General features: G+C 38.6%; 18 protein-coding genes. 9 read left to right on the top strand and 9 right to left on the bottom strand.

Going from position 1 to position 21,310, the window contains the following annotated elements:
* Nucleotides 1-152 precede the first annotated feature (152 nt).
* The 7 genes from BW964_RS08715 to BW964_RS08690 form a co-directional block, all read right to left on the bottom strand.
* Nucleotides 153-887: a hypothetical protein gene (locus BW964_RS08715; protein WP_076506435.1), complete on the bottom strand. Its 735-nt coding sequence runs from the start codon at nt 885-887 to the stop codon at nt 153-155.
* 52 nt (nt 888-939) lie between these two features.
* Nucleotides 940-1,680, bottom strand: coding sequence for a protein phosphatase 2C domain-containing protein (locus BW964_RS08710; protein WP_076506434.1), 741 nt, complete (start codon nt 1,678-1,680; stop codon nt 940-942).
* Between the two features lie 66 nt (nt 1,681-1,746).
* Nucleotides 1,747-2,061 (bottom strand): hypothetical protein, encoded by a 315-nt coding sequence (locus BW964_RS08705; protein WP_076506432.1) that lies wholly within the window; start codon nt 2,059-2,061, stop codon nt 1,747-1,749.
* Nucleotides 2,062-2,238: 177 nt separating this feature from the next.
* A complete protein-coding gene (locus tag BW964_RS08700) occupies nt 2,239-2,715 on the bottom strand; it encodes a hypothetical protein (protein ID WP_076506431.1) in 477 nt (158 codons plus the stop codon).
* 127 nt (nt 2,716-2,842) lie between these two features.
* On the bottom strand, nt 2,843-3,241 hold the full coding sequence (locus BW964_RS08695) for an immunity 22 family protein (protein WP_084175725.1): 399 nt from the start codon (nt 3,239-3,241) through the stop codon (nt 2,843-2,845).
* A 27-nt stretch (nt 3,242-3,268) separates the two neighbouring features.
* On the bottom strand, nt 3,269-3,352 hold the full coding sequence (locus BW964_RS22875; RefSeq protein WP_317044339.1) for a hypothetical protein: 84 nt from the start codon (nt 3,350-3,352) through the stop codon (nt 3,269-3,271).
* Nucleotides 3,352-3,822 (bottom strand): YdeI/OmpD-associated family protein, encoded by a 471-nt coding sequence (locus BW964_RS08690; RefSeq protein WP_317044333.1) that lies wholly within the window; start codon nt 3,820-3,822, stop codon nt 3,352-3,354. The genes BW964_RS22875 and BW964_RS08690 overlap by 1 nt, the downstream gene beginning before the upstream one ends.
* 143 nt (nt 3,823-3,965) lie before the next feature.
* Between BW964_RS08690 and BW964_RS08685 the strand changes: the two genes are divergently transcribed.
* Nucleotides 3,966-4,613 (top strand): MgtC/SapB family protein, encoded by a 648-nt coding sequence (locus tag BW964_RS08685; protein WP_076506428.1) that lies wholly within the window; start codon nt 3,966-3,968, stop codon nt 4,611-4,613.
* A 30-nt stretch (nt 4,614-4,643) separates the two neighbouring features.
* On the opposite strand, the gene BW964_RS08680 is transcribed toward BW964_RS08685, so the two are convergent.
* Nucleotides 4,644-5,132, bottom strand: a complete 489-nt coding sequence (locus BW964_RS08680) for a copper resistance protein NlpE (RefSeq protein ID WP_228431943.1) — start codon at nt 5,130-5,132, stop codon at nt 4,644-4,646.
* A gap of 329 nt (nt 5,133-5,461) precedes the next feature.
* On the opposite strand from BW964_RS08680, the gene BW964_RS08675 reads away from it, so the two are divergent.
* The 3 genes from BW964_RS08675 to BW964_RS08665 all read left to right on the top strand — a co-directional run bounded on the left by BW964_RS08675 (nt 5,462) and on the right by BW964_RS08665 (nt 9,745).
* Nucleotides 5,462-7,600: a S46 family peptidase gene (locus tag BW964_RS08675; protein ID WP_084175722.1), complete on the top strand. Its 2,139-nt coding sequence runs from the start codon at nt 5,462-5,464 to the stop codon at nt 7,598-7,600.
* A 70-nt stretch (nt 7,601-7,670) separates the two neighbouring features.
* Nucleotides 7,671-8,669 (top strand): polysaccharide deacetylase family protein, encoded by a 999-nt coding sequence (locus BW964_RS08670; protein WP_076506425.1) that lies wholly within the window; start codon nt 7,671-7,673, stop codon nt 8,667-8,669.
* A complete protein-coding gene (locus tag BW964_RS08665) occupies nt 8,666-9,745 on the top strand; it encodes a GNAT family N-acetyltransferase (RefSeq protein WP_076506423.1) in 1,080 nt (359 codons plus the stop codon). Before BW964_RS08670 ends, BW964_RS08665 begins: the two co-directional genes overlap by 4 nt.
* A 229-nt stretch (nt 9,746-9,974) precedes the next feature.
* Here the strand turns inward: BW964_RS08665 and BW964_RS08660 are convergent, their stop codons facing one another.
* Nucleotides 9,975-12,842, bottom strand: coding sequence for a M16 family metallopeptidase (locus BW964_RS08660; RefSeq protein WP_076506421.1), 2,868 nt, complete (start codon nt 12,840-12,842; stop codon nt 9,975-9,977).
* A 292-nt stretch (nt 12,843-13,134) separates the two neighbouring features.
* Here BW964_RS08660 and BW964_RS08655 point away from each other — a divergent pair, with 292 nt between their 5' ends.
* The 5 genes from BW964_RS08655 (at nt 13,135) to BW964_RS08630 (ending at nt 20,808) form a co-directional block, all read left to right on the top strand.
* Complete coding sequence (locus tag BW964_RS08655; RefSeq protein WP_076506758.1) at nt 13,135-14,460, top strand: sigma-54-dependent transcriptional regulator; 1,326 nt, start codon at nt 13,135-13,137, stop codon at nt 14,458-14,460.
* 772 nt (nt 14,461-15,232) lie between these two features.
* Nucleotides 15,233-16,927 (top strand): potassium-transporting ATPase subunit KdpA, encoded by a 1,695-nt coding sequence (gene kdpA / locus BW964_RS08645; RefSeq protein WP_076506418.1) that lies wholly within the window; start codon nt 15,233-15,235, stop codon nt 16,925-16,927.
* A gap of 171 nt (nt 16,928-17,098) precedes the next feature.
* Nucleotides 17,099-19,138 (top strand): potassium-transporting ATPase subunit KdpB, encoded by a 2,040-nt coding sequence (gene kdpB, locus BW964_RS08640; protein ID WP_073333710.1) that lies wholly within the window; start codon nt 17,099-17,101, stop codon nt 19,136-19,138.
* A gap of 10 nt (nt 19,139-19,148) precedes the next feature.
* Nucleotides 19,149-19,706 carry a K(+)-transporting ATPase subunit C gene (gene kdpC, locus BW964_RS08635; protein WP_076506417.1) on the top strand — a complete coding sequence of 186 codons (558 nt, stop codon included), beginning with the start codon at nt 19,149-19,151 and terminating at the stop codon, nt 19,704-19,706.
* 13 nt (nt 19,707-19,719) lie between these two features.
* The gene (locus BW964_RS08630; RefSeq protein WP_185117114.1) at nt 19,720-20,808 is read left to right on the top strand and encodes a porin; all 1,089 of its coding nucleotides are present in this window, start codon (nt 19,720-19,722) and stop codon (nt 20,806-20,808) included.
* The last annotated feature ends 502 nt before the right edge of the window (nt 20,809-21,310 follow it).

Here is a 21,310-nt window from a genome sequence, read left to right as displayed (position 1 = left end):
GTAATCATTTTTCACCTCATTGATCTTACCTTCGTTTTGTGTCTGTCAAAAGAATAATTCATTCCAATGACCAGGTGATAAAGATAGAAAGTATAAACCTTCTGTGAAATACTACTTTAGGGGTAGTTTTTGATGAGAATGAAAGAAAATATTTATTCGTGAACGGCATTATAAGCTTTCCTTACCACATCATCCGGAGACGTTTTTTCAAATAAATACTTTTCTTTTTTAAGGTGAATCGTTTTAGATTTCGAAGGCATTTCTTCTTCCATGGTATTTACAGTTTCATGGATCAGCTTTCCCTTCAGAGGTTCATAATAGAGGGCAGAATGAGATCCTGCTCCCATATTATAGGTTTCGATATAAGTAAGAAGCAGATCGCCGTTCAGGTACTTAAATCGGCTGAATTGATTTCCGTTTGGCCCAATGTCATATAAATTGATGCTCAGACCTCCATTTTCAATCGAGATATCTTCCGGATCATGCATTTTATAGCCCGATTCGTTGTATTCATCAGGGAAAACGGTGTCTGATATCTTATCAGTACGATACGTTTTATCCGTATTCCTTAATAAAATCATCATCTTTCTACCAGCCAGCGTGTCTTCTTTTTTTCTAATCACCAGTGCCACGTCACTCAGTCCATCCTGATTGAGATCTCCTTCCGCATCATACTGGATTTCATATCCGTCCGGAACAAGATCAGATGGTTTTTTTGCTAATTGAAGAGCGCTTGTGTCCTGTCCAGAAATAAGATTGCTTATGGTATCTTTTTGAATGTTTTTTTCTTTGGCTGTGTCTTTTTTCTGATCTGAATTGGGTTTTTCATCTTTTTGGCAGGCATAGAGAAGAAGAAACAGAGCCAGTAGAGGAATGAATTTTTTCAATGTTTTTAGTTTTGTGTTCGGGTAAATTTAAGTTTTTTTTTCAAAAAATATTTTAATGGGACCGTATCATTCTGATTATTGCAAGGTCATCCGTTGGTTTTAATCCGTGATGATGTTCCAGTTTTTTAAGTTTTCTGTTGAGCATTTCTTCGGTGTCAATGAATGATCGCTCAGTCATTAAATATTGTGGAACATCTATTTTTTCTTCCGTATCCGTTTTTTTGATTTTAGTAAAGCTTAGAATACCATCAGTAGCTATAGAAATATCGGTTAAATGATCAAAACATATTTTTTGCTGCAGACCAGCATACCAGTCTTCGAAATTTTCATGAAGATGATAGGCTAAATAATCCGGTTTATTATCTCTGTCAAATTTCGTTATTTCGCCATTAATACAGATTACACCGTCCCCAATAGATAAAACAACACCTTTATTTTCATTCATGTCATAGAGAAGAATGATCAGGGTGGATAATAATTCTTTTTCATCCAGCATAAGATGATTCTTAACAAAAGCCAGTTCTTTGAATAGATTTTGCACAATTTCTTTTAGGTGATCATCCAAAGTTCTCGTAGCATTGTTTTCATATAAATCCTTATAACCTTTTTCGACGGCTGTTTTTCGCAAAATTTTTCCAATAAGAGTAGATGCAAAGTGACTGTCCATCGCAGTAGAGCAGCCATCCATTACAGCACACAACAATTGATCGGAGCCAATTTTTTTAATTAAGACATCATCTTCACAGTGATGGGTGTGGTAATCTCCCATCTGCAGGGCAGAGTAAATATTCATTGACTGTAAAAATAGTTTAAATCCGGTAAATTGGAAATAGGGAATGATTTCAATACGGAGAATAATTTATTGGCTCATCAACACTCCGTTGACAAGTTTAACTGCTGTTCCGGGCTGATCAAATTTCCATCCCAGATCTATAGCTTCTATTATTTTGGATTTAATGAATTGCGGACTAATATTCATGGGCTCTCTACCGTAGTCAATGGATCTGCAAAAACCTGTGTATATCAAAAGAAGCTGTCCTTCACTTTCATGCTGCACAGGGATTCCATATTCTTCATTATGTTTTTCGTTATGGGAAACAATTTTTCTAATTTTCCAGTAAAAGATCTGATCACCTACGACCATTCTTCTCAGTCCTTTTTTTGCTAAAGCCATACTATCTTTTCTTACTTTTTAGATGTTTTCTTCACATCATGGATTGCTTTTTCCATTCTTTCTTCCCAACCTTTTCCATTCCTTTTGTCAAGATAGGCCTCAACAGTTGAAAGGTTTTATTTTTTTATATTTTGAACTTTAAAAAGCAGAGGAAATTAGTATAAGAAATGTAGAATTTTATTCATGATTTACTTTCCTGTAAATAATCTCATCGTCCTTCAATCCATAGACAGAGCAATCTTCTGAAGTAAGATCTATAAGATCAAAAAACAGGTGAAAACTGTAGGTATGTTCATTGAGCAGTTGAGTATACTGAATGGTTTCTTTGACAGGAATGGTATAAGTAAAAGTCTGCCCGGGTTTTAGTCTCACTGTACTTTTAATGCAGTCTTTGAAACAATCTACGTCAGCAGTATAGTTGATTTTATTTCCAACGTTGGGGCTACTTTCTGTAATTTTGACAAGCTGCATTCTATAAGGTGAGAAATCTTTGTTGATTTTAACTTTCCTATTACCTGCATTCGTGACAGAAAGCTCTACAATCCCCGTACTTTGAAGATTAGAGGTGGTAGATTCAAGTTTTAGGGTACATTTTTTTTGCCCTGAAACAAAAAACAAATGCAATATCAGTACAATAAACAGAGCTTGTTTCATTAATAAATTATTAATCCTAGGATAGTTAAAAAAAATAAATAGTTGAAGTACTTAAAAACAGAAAAAGGACCTCAAAAACCTTCATCAGATTTTCGTAGTCCTTTATCGAAGCCCTTTTTATAACAGACTATATGTGGTATTCGATCTCACCGATGTAGTAGAGTGCATACTCCTCTTCATTCACAGAGACAGGATTGGGAATGACGTTTTTCGTGCCGAAAATAATAGCATTGACCGGAGTTTCCAAACCAAGTTCATTGATTTTTTGTTCCACAATCGGAAGCCATTGATCAGCATAAGAATAATCTGTAAATTTTTCATAAATCCCTAAGCTTTCATCTTCAAAACCATATTCCAGAAAATCATAGTCGAACCATTGTATATTCTGTGATTCAGCAAATTTTGAGACATAGAGGTCTTCATTTTCTTCCTCTGTATAATAACTTTCGTTCTCTTCAGCAAAATCATTAAAGTCATCTTCATTTTTAAAATATCCCAACCAAAAGTGTGAAATCTCTTTCTCCATAAATTATTTTTTAAGTATACCGTATGTTTATTTTATTCTTCTTGAATGTTCGCTTTCGTTAATAACTTTTTCAAGTCTCGATTGTCTTGTTTTTTCCTGTTGGGCACTCATCAGCCAATGAATAATGGTCCTTTTATAGGAAGGAGCCTGTTTTCAAAAAATTCCCAGGCATGATGATGGCTTTTAAACTCTTGTTCATACACAGCATCAAGAATAAGCTCTTTTTCATGCGAGTAGATTCCCGTTTTATGCTCTTTTCTTGCTTCAAATACTTTTTGTCCTTCAGGAGTCATCAGTCCGGATTTGGTAAGCTCTTCAACCTTTTTAATGTTGATCATGCTCCAGTTACTGTTCGGTTTTCTTGGAGTAAACCGGTTATAATAACTTTCTGCATCTATCGATCTTCGTACCCCATCGATCCACCCGAAACATAAAGCCTGATCTACAGATTCAGACCAGTTCAGGGAAGGTTTTCCGCTGCCTTTTTTGTAAAAGCCCACCAGAATTTCTTTTTCTTTCGAATGATTTTCCTCCAGCCACTTTCTGAATTCTTCCTTTGTTGCAAAAAAAGTTGGTGCCATGATGAATCTTAATTATTCATATTAAAATGTAATATTACAAAACTTTTCTTTTAAATGAGAATCTGACAGGACAAAGTCAGGACGTCAAAAAGCGTGACGATAAACTTTTTTATCGTAATTTTATTCAGGTAAAATTGTATATCATGGAATTTCTTCAGGATCATTATGTGGTCCAAAACGAGCTGCTGCTAATATTGATCTCTGTCCTTCTGGGGCTACTGATTGGGGCAGAACGCGAATACCGGAATAAATCAGCAGGGCTCCGTACCTTTATTCTGGTATGTTTCGGATCTTGCCTGTTCACCATCCTTTCCATTAAAATAGGCGTGCAGAATCCTGACCGTCTTGCGGCCAACATTATTACCGGGATTGGTTTTCTGGGAGCCGGGGTGATTTTTAAGGGAGACAATAAAATAGAAGGAATTACAACGGCTACAACCATTTGGGCCACTGCTTCTATAGGAATGGCCGTAGGTTCCGGATACATCTACCTGTCACTTCTTGGAACCGCGCTGGTACTCCTGATTCTGAGCGCACTGATTTATCTTCAGAATTTCATAGACAGCAGCCATAAAATCAGGGAATACAGAATAACAGTAGTGGGTCCCGAAGATATTAAACATTGCGAAACAATATTTGATGAACATCACCTGAAACATTTGATGCTGAAATTACAGTATACCCAGGGGAACCTTTCCATCACCTGGAGGCTTACCGGAAATGATACGAAGCACGATGAGGTCATAAGAAGTCTCATCAATGATCCTAAGATCACAGCTTATCAGTTTTAAAACAAAGCAAAAAAATAAAGGCCGGAGCCTTTATTTTTTCTTGAAAACATACAGATCCTTGTTGGGTCCGGTAATTTCCTTACCATCCATATCAAGCTGTATAAGAATGTTTTCACCCACTTTATATTTGTAACTGGCCGTTTTTCCTTTCAATGTGATAGAGCTTCCTGAAGCATCCCATTCAAAAGTTCCTTTATCTTGGTTTTTCGAATTTCTGTCGATATATTCTTCCGTAATGCTGAACGTTTTGTCATTGTTTAAAGTCAAAGAAGTCTTAATTCCCGGACAGTCTGCACAGGGAACAACGGCTTCATAAGTGCCCGGCCAATCCAGAGCATTTTCCGAAGTATCTCCTGCAGCAGTAGGCGTTGCTTTGGTAATGCTGTCTGCGGGTGCTGTACCCACAGTAGCAGAATCTGTGGTAGAATCAGTTGAGTCAGTCGTTTTTTCTTTTGGATTACACGAAGCTAAAAAGACAGCCGATGCCATGCCAAGAATGAGCATTTTGCTATTCATCATAATGAAGTAATTTAAATATATTAATAATTAAGTGCTTTATCAGGAACAAAAACTAAGCCAGTGGAGGAATTGAAGGATTTCGGGATGCAAGATCTTAAAGTTTAAGAATAGTAGGGATTTAGAGTAAATGAGTTCAGCGTTAATTATAGAGATGTCCTATTCTAAATCGTTGGGAAATTATTGAATCAATAACTTAAAGTCTCATATCTCATGTCTGAAATCTGATGTCTACTATCTGGCATCTAAATCTTGAATTTTAGCCCTATATTTCCACAACCACGTAAGGCATATATATAATATTCTTTGTAAATTGGGGCAAAATTTTGATTATGACAAAAAAGATACTTTTATCCGTATTTATTTTGCCGGCTGCTATGGCTTTCGCACAACAATATGGAGGAATGTGGATTCCGACAGAGTTGAATGAGAAGGAAATGAAGGATTTGGGAATGAAAATCTCTGCCAAAGACATTTTCAATACCCAGAAGCCGAGCATAAAAGATGCTGTTGTTCAGTTTAACGGTGGATGTACTGCGGAGATCATTTCGCCTAAAGGGTTGCTGCTCACCAACCATCACTGTGGATACGGGCAGATTCAGGCACATTCTACGGTTCAGAATGATCTTCTTTCCAATGGATTCTGGGCTAAGAATCCGGACGGGGAACTTCCGAATCCTGGCGTAAAAGTAGACTTCATTGTAGACATCAAAGAAGTAACCGATTTTATTTTGGAAGGAACAGACAACCTTGTGGAGCCTGAACTGACTAAAAAGATCAATAAAAATATCGAAGTTTATAAGAACTCTCAGAAAATAGAAGCTTACCAGTCGATCATTGTAAAATCGATGTACTATGGTAACAAATTTTATGCATTTACTACGGAGACCTACAAAGATATCCGTCTGGTTGGGGCACCGCCTCAAAGCATTGGAAAATTCGGTAGCGATACAGACAACTGGGTTTGGCCAAGACATACGGGAGATTTCTCTATGTTCAGAATTTATGCAGGCAAAGACAACAAACCGGCTGAATATTCAAAAGACAATATTCCTTACGTTCCAAAACATTATCTGCCGGTGTCTATCAAAGATAAAGCTGAAAACGATTTTACTTTCGTATTCGGATTCCCTGGGAAAACTACGGAATACCTTCCAGCAGTAGCGGTGCAGAAGATCATGACCGACATTGATCCTGCAAGAATTGCTGTACGTGAGGTAGCCCTTAAAACATTAGACGAAAAAATGCGTACAGATAGCGAAACGCGCATCAAATATGCTTCAAAATATGCTTCCGTAGCCAACTACTGGAAAAAATGGATTGGCGAAGTAGAAGGCTTGAAAAAGTCCAATGCCGTTGAGAAAAAAGTAATGTACGAAGGTTCTCTGGTTGCAAAAAACCATGAGATCAAAACAACTTTGGATCAGCTGAATAAACTGTACAATGACCAGGCTCCTTATGCCCTGAACAATGCCTATTATACAGAAGTTGTAAAAAATGCAGAAACCCTTAAACTCGCAGGAGATTACTATGATTATATAGCTTCTGTGGAATCCGGGAAAATGGAAGAAAAAGAGCTTGCCAAATTAAAATCAAAGGTCACCTCATTCTACAAAGATTACAGTGCAGAACTTGATGCAAAAGTAACAGCGAAATTACTCGCATTATACGTGAATAAAACCGCACCCCAGTTCTTACCTGCAGGATTCAGCAAATATAAAGACGAAAATCAGAATATTCCGATGATCGAGGAGATGTCTAAAAATTCAATCGTAACCGGAAGATCACAGGTCAACGGAGCTGCGCTGACAGGAGATATTGAAAAGGCATTTTCTAATCAGGACAAACTGATCAAGACTTTGAAAAAAGATCCTATTTATCAGCTGTATGCTTCTATGAAGGAAACCTATATGAAAACGGCAGATCCTCAGTTTACGTCTCTTCAGGGGAAAATTGATGACCTTCAGAAGAAATTCATGGCTCAGCAGATGGCAACGGATAAAGACAGAAAATTCTTCCCTGATGCCAATTCCACCCTTCGTGTTACCTATGGAAAAGTAAAAGGCTCTACACCTAGAGATGCTGTTTCTTACGGTTACCAAACGCATCTTGCGGGAGTGATGGAGAAATATGTTCCGGGAGATTATGAATTTGATGTTCCAAAAAAACTCATCGATCTTTACAACAAAAAAGATTACGGAAACTATAAAGACAAAACAGGAGACGTTCCGGTAGGATTTACCGCGACCAACCATACCACAGGAGGAAACTCAGGAAGCCCGGCTCTGGATGCCAACGGAAATCTTGTAGGACTTAACTTCGACAGACAGTGGGAGGGAACGATGAGTGACATCAACTATGACCCGCGTTTCAGCCGAAACATTATGGTAGATACCAAATACATTCTCTTTATTATCGAAAAATTTGCCGATTCAAAATGGCTTATCGACGAAATGAAGGTGATTAAATAATACATAAAAGTAATACCTTTAAGAATCTATTTGAATATCATTTAAATAGATTCTTTTTTATTGTACAGAGATGAAAGATAAGATCATCAGTTTACTTGCTGCTTTCGAAACCGGAAACATAGGTCAGTCTTTTCCTATGGAATATTGCCTGCCTGTCTATCATTGTGTTTCAGATGAAAATTTACCCCACATCAGACACCTTATTCAATATAAGAATACAAAGCAGTTTGAAGAAGACCTGGATGATCTTTCAAGACATTTCCAATGGGTCAGCTGGTCAGAATTCAAAGACTTTGTCAACGGAAATTTTAAACCGCGGAAAAAGATTGCTCTGCTCACTTTTGATGATGGTTTCAGAGAGTTTTATGATACCGTAGTTCCCATTCTGGAACGGAAAGGAATCTATGCCTGCAATTTTATAAATCCTGCGTTTATTGACAACCGGGAATTGATGTTCCGGTGTAAAGCCAGTTTAATCATTGACAAAGCAATAAAGGCCGAAAAGCCAGATCCTGAAGTGTACAGGATATTGTCTTTAGATAATCCAACCCGGGAACAGTTTAAACAGCGCTTGTTGAACATTAATTATCATCAGAGAGATCTGCTGGATAACCTTATCCAAAAATTTGAGATCGACTGTACAACCTACTTAAAAGGGCAAAGTCCGTATCTGACGACCAATCAATTAAAAATACTGACTCAGAAAGGTTACGGGATTTCCTCCCATAGCTGGGATCATCCAAAATACCATGAATTATCCTTGCCGGAACAAATAAAAACTACAGAACGAACCTTCCATTATTTAAAAGAAAATAACCTGATGTACGACAGTTTTGCTTTTCCTTTCACAGATTTCGGAGTGAAGAAAGATTTTTTTGATGAGTTGTTTAAAAATAAAGACCTTTTTTGCTGTTTCGGAAGCGCAGGCGTAAAGTTCGACAGTATCGAACGGCTTTTTCACAGAATTCCAATGGAAATGGGAGAAAGCGGAGAGCAAACTTTAAAAAAAGAAATTGCCTATTTCAGATTGAAGAAGATGATCAACAAAAATAAAATAGTGAGAAGATGACAGAGCTGAAGACATTGAATAAGAAAGAACTTGAAGATTTTGTGGCATCTGGTGATTTCAGCAATTTTGATTTTCTTCCCATATCAGAACACAGGGCAAAATCCCATATCAGAAACCTGAAAGCTTTAGATGATCAAACCCTTTTGGTCCTGGCATTTTATGACGGAAAGCTTGCTGGATATGTGGGGTGTTTTCCCGATAATTATCTGATCGATGGGAAAATATTCCATTATGCATGGTTGAGTACATTGTATGTGAGTGAAGAATTCCGTGGAAAAAGAATTGCAAAAACATTGCTGAACAAAATGTTTGAGGAATATGACGGAAATATCATTGCAACCGAATTCACCAAAGAAGCAGAAACTCTTTATAACATGTTGGGCGTATTCGAATACGTTTTTCCAAAGCCGGGGAAAAGATATTATTTCCGTTCAGATGCAACCCATATTATTCCTGAAAAAAAGCCGGAAATAAAGTCATTAAAGCCTGTTTTTAAATGGACAGATGCGGCAGCCAATTCTTTGATTGCCATAAAAAACCTGACGATTAAAAAGCCTGAATTCAGGTTTGAAATTCTTGATCATATCGATGATGAAAGTTCTGGATTCATGTCCAAATTCCAAAGCAGACGAAATGCAGATGAAATCAATGTATTTATAAAAAATCCGTGGGTGCTTGAAAGTAAAAGTAAAGAAAACAAATACCTTTTTTCAAGCCATGCGGAGGTCTTCAGGTATTTCTGGATTAAAATATATGATGAAAATAATACTTTAACAGCCTGCTCACTGCTGCTTTTAAGAGATGGCTATCTTAAAATTCCTTACCTCTTTTCCGAAAAGGCTTTAGACCATTTCATTGATTTCTTAAGCTATTTTATCGTTAAAAATAAAGTAAAAGCACTGACAAGTTATCAGCAGGAATTAAACAAAAAAATTGGACGGTCAAAAACATTTCCCAAAATCTATGAACGTGATTTTGAACGAAGATACCTTTTTCACAAGCAGCTTATCGGGCATCTTCCGAAAGGATTTGATCCCCTGTATCAGGATGGTGATGGAGATTGTATGATGACATAGGCACATCTTGAGTTGGAGAGTTTTAGGGTAGTTACTGGATTAGAGTTTTGGGTTTCGGGGTGCGACTTTCGGAAACTTTGAATGTTTTAGGATGATGATTGCGGGGGTCGTTGAATAAACGACAAATAGCTGGAGGCTGCCGACACCATCAGTGGTAATGTCTGAAATCTGACATCTGAAAATCCACCACAAAAAAAACCGCCTCAAGAGCTGAAGCGGTCTTTATTTTTTAATGTCCGAAAATATCTTTCAGGCTTAACTCTTTGAAGGGTCCCATCTCGTTGACGGCATCCATATCAAGATTTTCTTTCTTACCGATAATGGCGGTATTAAAATGAATCGGTTTGATGTTTGTCTGGTAGAATTCTTTTACATCTGCAAATCTCAGAGTTTCAATCTGTGTGTAGATATCTTTTCTGAAGTCATGATAAATGTTCAGTTTCTTCAATCGCAAGGTATTGAAAAATATATTGTTTCGGGTAATTCTGGTGGAAGCGATCTGTTTCAGAGCTGCATTTCTGGCGTTCTCAAACTGGATGGGAACTTCAGGAAGCTCGTCCATCAGTTCGCTCATTGTGCTTACGGCAGTCTGAAGTTTATCCGGTTGTGTTCCGATATACGTGGTGATATAATCCGGATGTCCCAGTTCAGAATTAGCAGCATAAGAAACATAGGCAGAATAGGCTAAGCTTTTGCTTTCACGGATCTCCTGGAACACAATAGAAGAAAGTCCTCTCCCGAAATATTCATTAAAAACATTGATCTTTCCGAAGTTTGAAGTCTTCACCTCAAAACCTCTTCCTACTTTGCTCATTTCCATCTGGACCATATCGTAATCTGTGAAATAAACGTTTCCGTTCGTTTCAGGTTCAGGATATTGTTTAGGTTCAGGAACCTGGAAACTTGCATTTTCTATATATTTTCCAATATACTGCTTAAAGTTTTCAAGCTTTTTCCCGTAATAGAAAAGTTGGTAAGGATATTTGAAAAGCCTTTTCATTCTGTCCGTAAATACCTCTGCATTGCTACTTTCCAGCTCCTCTTTCGAAATGATATCCGTATACCGCGAAAAGCTACCCAGCTTTGTATAATTGGTCAGGGCAGTCATGATTCTGTTTTTATCTTTTTTCGAGGCCTGGCGGTTTTCCAGAACAGTTTCCACAAACTGAGTATAAATTTCCTGGTCCGGTTTCACCTCATACATCCAGTTTTGTAAAAGCGCAATACCTTTTTCAATATTTTCCTCCAATCCGCTCAGTGAGATGGTGAGCTGGTCATTGGTCGTTTTAAAATCATTAGTGACCCCGATTTTAAAAAATTCCTGTTTTAAATCTTCAGCTGAAAGATTTTCTGTTCCAAGGTATTGGAGCAGCTGGGTAGAAACTCCAAGATCCCGGTCATGATCACCTCCGAAAGGGAAAATAAAATGAATCTGTGCGATATCATTGTACTTGTTGAGCACAAAACTCAGCTTTTTATCTTTTATCGTATCTGTAAGGATTTCTTTTTCATAATCAATGAATTCAGGCTGTATATCCTCCGTTTTTTCTGCCAGAATTTCTTTTAAAAACTCAGATTGTACCTCCCGGTTGATTTTAATAGGAGTAATTCCTGGATTTTCAACCCGTACCAATTGGTCATTAATGCCTTTCTCCTTATACACTTCAACATAATGATTCTTAAAAAAAGTCTGAGCAAAACTCACCACTTCTTCCTTTGTAAAATCCTGATATTCATTCAGTTCATTCAGTTCCTGCTCCCAGGATCTGCCTTTGATATAAGTGTCGTACAGATTGGTAGCCAGTCCGTCAGCTGTTTCAAGTCCCTTCAGACGCTGAATTTTAAAATCATTCACGATCGCAGGAAGAATCCAGTCCGGAAAATCTCCTTTTTTGATCAGTTCAATCTGTTCCAGAACCATTTCTTTAGCTTCGTCCAGGGTCTGGGTTTCCTTCGGAACAGCGACGATGGAAAAATATCCGTACTCCTTTAAGCCTACAGAAAAAGCCTGGGCCCAAAGCATTCGTTGCGTTTGATTAATATTAAGGTCAAGCAAGCCTGCTTCCCCTCTGTTGCTGAGAATATTGGCTATAATATCTGCAAGCATGGCCTCTTTCGTACCATAACTATCAGTTCTCCATGCCAGCTGAACCCTTGGAGTGGTAGGACTTTTTACCGTTCTTTTTATAATTTCCGTTAAAGGTTGTTCAATTACAGGCGTTTTTGGGGGAAGTTCTCTGTAAGGAATCGTTCCGAAATATTGATTAACAAGCTGAATCGTTTCCTCAAAATCCAGATCACCCACCAAAACTATCGCGTAATTATTCGGAACGTAATATTCATCAAAATACTTGTGAATGGCCTTCATAGAAGGATTTTTAAGGTGTTCCGGATCTCCGATAGTTGTTTGCTGACCATTTGGGTGGGTAGGAAACAGTGCATCCATCAATTCGTAATTGACCAATCTTGAATCATTATCCTGTGCTCTGTTAAATTCCTCATACACTGATTCCAGCTCGGTATGGAAAAGACGAAGGACCACTTCTGAAAATCTTTCCTTTTCTATTGTAAGCCATTTTTCAAGCTCGTTGTTCGGAACATTATTCTTATAAACCGTTTCGTCAAACCAGGTGTGTGCATTGGTTCCGGTAGCGCCCAGTGAAGAAATCACTTTGTCATATTCATTGGCGATCGCATATTGGCTGGCTTCCTGAGATACTTCATCTATTTTTTTATAAATCTCCTTCTTCCTGTCAGCATCCTGTGCCGCTTTATGCTCCTCATACAATGCCGAGATCTGGTCAAGAAGTTCTTTTTCCTTTTCCCAGTTCTGCGTCCCGATTTTCGAAGTTCCCTTAAACATCATGTGTTCCAGATAATGCGCAAGTCCCGTATTATCAGACGGATCATTGTTACTTCCCGTTCTCACGGGAATATAAGTCTGTATCCTTGGGGCATCAAAATTCTGGGCAAGAAAAACTTTTAAACCATTTTTCAGGGTATAGATTCTTACCTTATTTTCATCATGCGTTACTGTAATATATTCGTAGTTGTTTTTATCTGTATGAACCGTCTCTCTGTATCTTTTATCAATCATAAGCTAACTCATTTCATCCTTTTAGATCCGAATGCACTACAAATGTAAGCAATCAAAAAAAATTCCAATACCTTTTTGTGACTAATACATCTATAGCTTCGATTTGCAACAACGAAAAGGTGTTTTTTTCCTGATCTATCATTCACCAATCACTTGCGAAGCAAAATTTACCCTTTACAGTTTCTTCCATCTCGTTCATTTCCCTAGGGTTCAGATTAAATTTCGTCCCACTACTGTTCATTTGCTCAAAAAATTCAATAAGTTTGCATCAGGTTTTCCAAAAACAACCATTATGTCCGGAAACATTCTGATCATCGATGATGAGATCAAACTCCTTAAATTACTGGGGATGATCCTTTCCCAAGAAAATTTTAATGTTAAAGAAGCTTCTACAGCACGATCGGCAATGACCATGCTGGAGCAGCATGAATTTGAAGTCGTTTTATGCGATGTCCGGCTTCCCGATGCTTTCGGGGTAGAGCTGGTACGTTCCATCAAAACAAAATATCCGCATCTTGAAATTATTCTGATGACTGCTTTCGGGAATATCATCGATGCTGTTCAGGCTATGAAGAATGGGGCGTATGACTATCTGGTAAAAGGAGATGATAATGACAAGATCATTCCACTGGTGTACAAAGCACTCGAAAAAGTAAAAGACAACCAATCTAAAACTGTTCAAAAAACAGTGGTACCAAAAGGTTTCGGACAGATCATCGGAACTTCGCCTTTAATCCTTCAGTCTAAGAAACTGGCTGAAAAAGTAGCTTTAACGGATGCTGCCGTTCTTCTGACCGGAGAAACAGGGACGGGAAAAGAGGTTTTTGCGAATGCCATCCACGAAGGCAGCGATAGAAAGAAGAATAATTTTGTAGCCATCAACTGTTCAGCATTCAGCAAAGAAATACTGGAAAGCGAACTTTTTGGACATAAACAAGGGGCTTTTACAGGAGCTGTAAAGGATAAAAAAGGACTGATAGAAGAAGCCAATGGCGGAACCTTATTTCTTGACGAAATAGGAGAGATGCCGATAGAGCTGCAGGCCAAACTGCTCCGTGTCTTAGAAACCGGAGAGTTTATCAAAATGGGTGAAACAAAAGTTTCAAGATCGGATTTCAGACTCATTGCGGCTACCAACAGAGATCTGGAGCATGAAATAAAGCAGGGCCAGTTCCGGGAGGATTTATATTTCAGACTGAATGTATTCGAGATCCATCTTCCACCATTGCGTGAAAGAAAAGACGACCTGAAAACCCTGGCCAAAAACTTCATCGATGTTTTCTCACGAAAACTACATCTTTCCAACCTTCAGGTCAATCCGGATTATTATAAAATGCTGGAAAAAAACGACTGGAAAGGAAATATCCGCGAACTTAGAAATGCAGTGGAAAGAAGCCTTATCTTGATGGAAGACAATATTCTGGATGCCGGAAGCCTTCCGCATTACTCAGATAAAGCAGTTCCTGAAAGCGATTCTTTAAGTATAAGATCTCTGGAAAAAATACACATTCAAAAAGTCCTTCAATATACCAAAGGAAATAAAGCTGAAGCCGCCAGACTGCTGGAAATTGGCATTGCAACGCTGTACCGTAAGCTGGAGGAATATGGTTTGAGGTAGATGAGTTGCGAAGATTGAGAGGAAGAGAGTTATAAATTATGAGTTATTAGTAATTAGTTTCGGATGCGTGTTTCGGGGTTGAGGGGCATAGAATTTGAGTTTTTTAAAGCTATAAACTATAAGCCCAACAAAAAGCATGAATCCAGAAATCTTGAATAAATGATAAATATCTGTTGGCTGAGGCTCCTGAAACCATCAGCGGTAATGTCTGAAATCTGATGTCTGAATTCTCATGTCTAAAATCTCGTTTCCCGAATCTCCCATTCACCTTTCCCTTGCGAAGCAAGATTCACCACTGACATTTTCTGTCTGAAATCTGAAATCTAACTTCTACTCCCTATCATTTCAATAAACGAGCCTATCAAAATGATAGGCTTTTGTGTTTTGGTAAGGTTGATTTATTATTCATAAGTTTTTGTTTGTTAATGTCTTAAATGTTTTGTTTTCAGAGTGGGCCTCTTTTTGGCCTATAGGAGGTGAATAAAATATTTTAAAAATGACAATTTCAAGAAAAACGTTCAAAAAACGTGAGCATGCAGGCTTCAGTCTGCTGATGGTATCGTACGTACTGCTGACCCTATTAACCTTAATACTATCGATATGATGCTTATATGTTTGATCCTGCTTTTTGCAGTGATGTTTTGGCTTCTTTATAAATCTGTTGAATTTTTTGATAAAATATAAAGCTATGTGGAGTTTATTTTTCCTTTCAATTCTGGCCTTTGTGTACATCTGCTACGTTTTGCTGAAACCTGAAAAATTTTAACCGGTCATGAATACAGAAATTTTAGGCGTCATTGCCATGTTTGTTATTACATTAGTGATCGGAGTATTTCTGGGGAAATACATTGCTAATGTGTACGGGTACAAAAAGACCTTTTTAGATCCTGTTTTTGAACCTGTTGAAAAATTAATTTATAAAATATCGGGAATCAACCCGGCCCGTCAGATGACCTGGAAACAGAATATGTATGCCATGCTGACGATCAACCTGGTTTGGTTTGTTATAGGATTCCTGATGCTGATGACTCAGTCGTGGCTTCCTTTAAATCCTGACGGAAACCCGAATATGTCACCTGACCTTGCCTTTAACACGGCAATCTCCTTCCTGGTAAACTGTAATCTTCAGCATTATTCAGGAGAAACGGGAGTAAGTTATTTAAGTCAGCTTTACCTGATGTTCCTGCAGTTTGTAACCGCAGCTACCGGAATGGCGGCTATGGCTGTTCTTTTCAAAGCTTTTAAAGATAAGACAACTACAGAATTAGGAAATTTCTATGATTTCTTTACTAAATCTGTAGTCAGAATACTCGTTCCGATCAGTATCCTTGTTGCTCTGATCCTTTCTGCTAACGGAAGTCCGATGACTTTCGAAGGGAAAGATCATATCACAACACTGGAAGGACAGAAAGCTGATGTTTCCAGAGGTCCGGTAGCTGCTTTTGTAGCGATCAAGCATTTGGGAACCAATGGGGGAGGTTTCTTTGGAGCCAACTCAGCGCATCCGCTCGAAAACCCGAATTATGTAACGAATATGACTGAAATGGTCACTCAGATGATCATTCCGTTTGCACTGGTTTTTGCCTTAGGATTTTATCTGAAAAAGAGAAAACTGTCATGGGTCATCTTTACCGTAATGACAGTCGGTTTCCTGGCACTAGCTGTTCCGAATGTAGTGAATGAAACCAATGGAAATCCTCTCATCACTCAAATGGGTGCTGACAGTAGCCTTGGAGCAATGGAAGGTAAAGAGATCCGGTTCGGAAGTGCTTCTTCAGGATATTGGAGTATCGCAACGACGGTGATCTCAACAGGTTCCGTGAACTCCATGCATGACAGTACGATGCCGCTTTCAGGAATGAATGAGCTGCTCGCCATGATGATCAACTGCTTCTATGGAGGTTGTGGGGTCGGAATTCTGAATTACTTCATCTTTATCATTCTCGCTGTATTCATCAGTGGTCTGATGGTGGGAAGGACGCCGGAATTTATGGGTAAAAAGATCGAAGCCAAAGAAATGAAGATCGCAATGATCGTCGCTCTTTTCCATCCGTTCTTAATCCTTGTAGGGACAGCGTTAACTGCCTATCTGCCGGAATTTGGAGCAAAGACATTGAATAATCCGGGTTTCCACGGTTTCAGTGAAATGCTGTACGAGTTTACTTCTTCTTCTGCGAACAACGGTTCCGGATTTGAAGGTCTTGGCGACAATACGCCATGGTGGAATATCTCAACAGGAATTGTATTGCTGTTATCCAGATTTATTCCGATCATCGGACCGATAGCGATTGCAGGATTATTGGCACAGAAAAAATTCATCCCGGAAAGTTCAGGAACTCTGAAAACGGATACGGCTACTTTCGGCTTTATGACGCTGGCGGTGATCCTTCTTATTGCGGCGTTGTCTTTCTTCCCGGCCCTTACATTAGGACCTATTGCAGAACAGATCCAGTATTTCTCTAAATAAACATTAAAAATTAAAATCAATAGTCAACCATTAGGAAGATTGAAATGTAAGGGAATCAGTCTATAACTCATCGAAACATTCACCTGAATATATTATCCATTTCCACTCCTTTTAGTTTTATTCTTTCTTAATGGTTACCATTGATTACAATTATATAACTCTTTCAAAAAAATGAAAAATCAATCACAGACATTGTTTCAAAAAGATTTGGTAAACGAAGCGATCAAACAGTCCTTCGTCAAGCTGAATCCGAAAATCATGTTTAAAAATCCCGTGATGTTCCTGGTGGAAGTCGGAACAGTGGTGATGTTTATCGTAAGTCTTTTCAGCCTTACGGGGGACAAGTCACAAGGAAGCTTCGCTTATAACTTTACTGTATTCATTATCTTATTTTTTACCGTTCTTTTCGCCAATTTTGCAGAAGCTATCGCCGAAGCGAGAGGAAAAGCACAGGCAGATACCCTCAGAAAAACCCGTGAAGAAACTCCGGCTAAAGTGGTGGTGGACAACAAACCTGGATTTCAGGTAGAAACTGTTCTCAGAATGTCTGCCGAAATGAAACTGGGGGATATTTTCCTTTGCGAAACCGGGGATCAGATCCCTATGGACGGAGAGATCATCGAAGGACTTGCTACCATTGATGAATCAGCAATCACCGGAGAAAGTGCACCCGTGATCCGTGAATCCGGAGGTGATAAAAGCTCGGTAACAGGCGGAACAAAAGTGCTTTCCGACAGAATAAAAGTAAAAGTAACCACGAAACCCGGAGAATCTTTCTTAGATAAAATGATTGCCCTTGTAGAAGGTGCATCAAGACAGAAAACACCCAACGAAATCGCATTAACTATACTTTTGGCAGGATTTACCCTGACTTTTATTATCGTAACCCTCACTTTAAAACCTTTTGCAGACTATGCGCAGACTCCCATTACTATTGCGGCATTTATCTCACTTTTCGTTTGTTTGATTCCCACAACCATTGGAGGTCTGCTTTCTGCAATCGGGATCGCCGGAATGGACAGAGCCTTAAGAGCAAACGTCATTACCAAAAGTGGTAAAGCGGTGGAAACAGCCGGAGATATTGATGTACTGCTTCTGGATAAAACAGGAACCATAACGATTGGAAACCGTAAAGCAACAGAATTTCACCCGGCAGACGGAATCAGATTACCGGATTTTATTAAAGCTTCTGCATTAAGCTCAGTAGCAGATGAAACACCGGAAGGGAAATCCATTATAGAATTAAGCCAGCTGAAATCAGAAGACCTTCTTGTTCCCAACCCGGTCTATATTGATTTCTCAGCAGAAACAAGAACCTCAGGAATCGATTTTGAAGACACAAGGATCAGAAAAGGAGCGTATGACACGATAAAAAAACTGACTGAAAAAGCCGGGAATATCTTCCCAAAAGAAACCCAGGATGCCGTTACCAAAATTTCCGAAAACGGAGGAACCCCTCTTGTGGTAAGCGTTAATGAAAAAGTCTGGGGGGTTATCGAACTTCAGGATATCATTAAAACAGGAATCCAGGAACGTTTCCAGAGACTGAGAAAAATGGGCGTAAAAACAGTGATGGTAACCGGAGATAATCCTCTGACGGCAAAATTCATTGCTGAAAAAGCAGGTGTAGATGATTTTATTGCCGAAGCCAAGCCCGAAGACAAAATGAACTACATCAAAAAAGAGCAGCAGGAAGGAAAGCTGGTCGCCATGATGGGAGACGGAACGAATGATGCGCCGGCACTGGCTCAGGCCGATGTGGGAGTGGCAATGAACAGCGGAACACAGGCTGCAAAAGAAGCCGGTAACATGGTAGACCTTGATAACGACCCTACGAAACTGATTGAAATCGTAGAGATTGGAAAACAACTGCTGATGACCCGTGGAACACTGACGACTTTCAGTATTGCGAATGATGTTGCTAAGTATTTTGCCATTATTCCGGCCCTGTTCATCACCTTCATTCCTTCACTTCAGAAGCTGAATATCATGAACCTTCACAGCCCGGAAACAGCAATATTATCAGCCGTTATTTTCAATGCCGTGATTATTCCTTTCCTTATTCCACTGGCGTTAAAAGGAGTGGCCTACAAACCAATTGGTGCGAGTGCATTATTAAGAAGAAACCTTTTAATCTATGGTTTGGGTGGTGTTATTGTTCCGTTTATCGGGATTAAAATCATCGATTTAGTGATCAGTTTATTCTATTAAAATTTAAAAAATGAAAAATCATATTGTTGCAGCATTCAGACTGACTTTTGTAATGCTGGCTATCGTAGGAATTTATCTGCTTATCGTATACGGAGGTTCGAAAATATTGCCTACAAAAGGAAATGCAGAAATTATTACACAAAACGGACAGAAATTTTATGCGAATATCGGACAGGAATTCAAATCAGAAAAATATTTCCACGGACGTCCTTCATCTGTTAATTACAATGCGGCAGGAAGCGGTGGAAGCAATAAAGGTCCAAGCAATAAAGAATATCTGGAAACTGTACAGAAAAGAATAGATACCTTAAAGATGACGCATCCGGGAATGGGAAATACAAAAGTTCCTGTAGAACTGGTAACGGCCAGTGGTAGTGGTCTTGACCCTGACATTTCTGAAGAAGGCGCTTTGTATCAGGTGAAGAAAATTGCTGAAGTACGAAATCTTTCCGAAGAAAAAGTAAGAGATTTAATGAAAAACCAAACAGAAAAACCGTTTTTAGGACTTTTAGGGCCTTCAAAAGTAAATGTACTGAAGCTTAATATCGCTTTGGACCAATTAAAATAATCCAGCTATCATCGTGAAAAAATATATCATTACCAGTGCTGTATTATTCGGGATCTTTTTCCCGAAAGCACAATCATCAGATTCATTAAAAACAGAAAATAAAGTGACTTTTTCTGCCTATGCAGAACTTTTCTACACCTATGATTTTAATGAACCAGCTAATCATCTCCGTCAGAATTTTTTATATTCCTACAATAGACATAATGAGCTCAATCTGAATTTAGGATTAATCAAGGCCAATTATCAAAGTGAGAACCTTCGTGCCAATGTGGCTTTAATGGTAGGAACCTACGCACAGGATAATATGGCTGCGGAACAGGATGCATTGCGTTATGTCAATGAAGCAAACGTGGGAATCAAAATTTCAAAGACCAAAAACTTATGGATCGATGCGGGAATTATGCCTTCCCACATCGGTTGGGAAAGTGCTATTGGAAAAGACAATATCAACCTGACCAGAAGTTTTGCCGCTGAAAATTCACCTTATTTTGAAACCGGAGCAAAAGTTTCTTATACATCCGACAGCGGAAAATGGTTTTTAAGCGGATTGGTATTGAATGGCTGGCAACGTATCGCAAAGCCGGAAGGAAACCAAACCATCTCTTTCGGACATCAGGTAACCTACAAACCCACTGAAAAAATTACGCTGAACAGCAGTTCATTCATCGGAAACGATAAATCAAAAGAGGAAAAAAGAATGCGCTACTTTCATGATCTCTACGGAAGTTTTCAGTTGACAGATCAATTCTCAGCCTTATTGGGATTTGATATCGGGGCAGAGCAGAAAACAAAAGGAAGCAGCAGCTACAATATCTGGTATACTCCCAACGTCCTAATGAAATACCAGCTTGATAACAAATGGGCTCTGGCAGGAAGGTTCGAATATTACAATGATAAAAACGGGGTCATCATCAGTACCAAAACGCCTAATGGTTTCCAAACCTTCGGATACTCCCTGAATGTAGATTATGCTATTTTGAAGAACGTCATTTTCCGTACAGAAGCCCGGGGATTTACCTCGAAAGATGCTATTTTCGTGAAAAATGACGAGATGAAACAAGGGAACTTCTTTATCACAACAAGTCTGTCAGCGTGGTTTTAGAATATAAAAAATAATTAATTAACCACAAAAGTCACAAAAGCTTTTGACACTTAAGTTATCTGAAGTTCAAATACTTTGAGAAAAGAAGATCACATAAGTTCTCAAAAATCGAGGATTTTTATTCTGATGGATAATAATCCTTGAGCCGACAAGAATTCCCCTCCCGTGGAGGGGTGGCAAAAATTCAAAGAATTTTTGACGGGGTGGTTTAAGGCATTTCAAAATCACAACAAGTCTGTCAGCCTGGTTTTAGAATATAAAAAATAATTAATTAACCACAAAAGTCACAAAAGCTTTTGACACTTAAGTTATCTGAAGTTCAAATACTTTGAGAAAAGAAGATCACATAAGTTCTCAAAAATCGAGGATTTTTATTCTGATGGGTAATAATCCTTGAGCCGACAAGAATTCCCCTCCCGTGGAGGGGTGTCGAAAATTCAAAGAATTTTTGACGGGGTGGTTTAAGGCATTTCAAAATTACAACAAGTCTGTCAGTCTGGTT

The organism is Chryseobacterium shigense (assembly GCF_900156575.1).
Lineage (GTDB): Bacteria > Bacteroidota > Bacteroidia > Flavobacteriales > Weeksellaceae > Chryseobacterium > Chryseobacterium shigense.
The sequence above is the reverse complement of the archived record's forward strand: the minus strand, read 5'-3'. Positions and strand labels throughout refer to the sequence as shown.

Coding starts and splice junctions, on each gene's coding strand:
- BW964_RS08710 (WP_076506434.1), bottom strand. CDS start 1,680: ATGAATATTTACTCTGCCCTGCAGATGGGAGATTACCACACCCATCAC.
- BW964_RS08705 (WP_076506432.1), bottom strand. CDS start 2,061: ATGGCTTTAGCAAAAAAAGGACTGAGAAGAATGGTCGTAGGTGATCAG.
- BW964_RS08700 (WP_076506431.1), bottom strand. CDS start 2,715: ATGAAACAAGCTCTGTTTATTGTACTGATATTGCATTTGTTTTTTGTT.
- BW964_RS08695 (WP_084175725.1), bottom strand. CDS start 3,241: ATGGAGAAAGAGATTTCACACTTTTGGTTGGGATATTTTAAAAATGAA.
- BW964_RS22875 (WP_317044339.1), bottom strand. CDS start 3,352: ATGAGTGCCCAACAGGAAAAAACAAGACAATCGAGACTTGAAAAAGTT.
- BW964_RS08690 (WP_317044333.1), bottom strand. CDS start 3,822: ATGGCACCAACTTTTTTTGCAACAAAGGAAGAATTCAGAAAGTGGCTG.
- BW964_RS08685 (WP_076506428.1), top strand. CDS start 3,966: ATGGAATTTCTTCAGGATCATTATGTGGTCCAAAACGAGCTGCTGCTA.
- BW964_RS08680 (WP_228431943.1), bottom strand. CDS start 5,132: ATGATGAATAGCAAAATGCTCATTCTTGGCATGGCATCGGCTGTCTTT.
- BW964_RS08675 (WP_084175722.1), top strand. CDS start 5,462: ATGACAAAAAAGATACTTTTATCCGTATTTATTTTGCCGGCTGCTATG.
- BW964_RS08670 (WP_076506425.1), top strand. CDS start 7,671: ATGAAAGATAAGATCATCAGTTTACTTGCTGCTTTCGAAACCGGAAAC.
- BW964_RS08665 (WP_076506423.1), top strand. CDS start 8,666: ATGACAGAGCTGAAGACATTGAATAAGAAAGAACTTGAAGATTTTGTG.
- BW964_RS08660 (WP_076506421.1), bottom strand. CDS start 12,842: ATGATTGATAAAAGATACAGAGAGACGGTTCATACAGATAAAAACAAC.
- BW964_RS08655 (WP_076506758.1), top strand. CDS start 13,135: ATGTCCGGAAACATTCTGATCATCGATGATGAGATCAAACTCCTTAAA.
- kdpA (WP_076506418.1), top strand. CDS start 15,233: ATGAATACAGAAATTTTAGGCGTCATTGCCATGTTTGTTATTACATTA.
- kdpB (WP_073333710.1), top strand. CDS start 17,099: ATGAAAAATCAATCACAGACATTGTTTCAAAAAGATTTGGTAAACGAA.
- kdpC (WP_076506417.1), top strand. CDS start 19,149: ATGAAAAATCATATTGTTGCAGCATTCAGACTGACTTTTGTAATGCTG.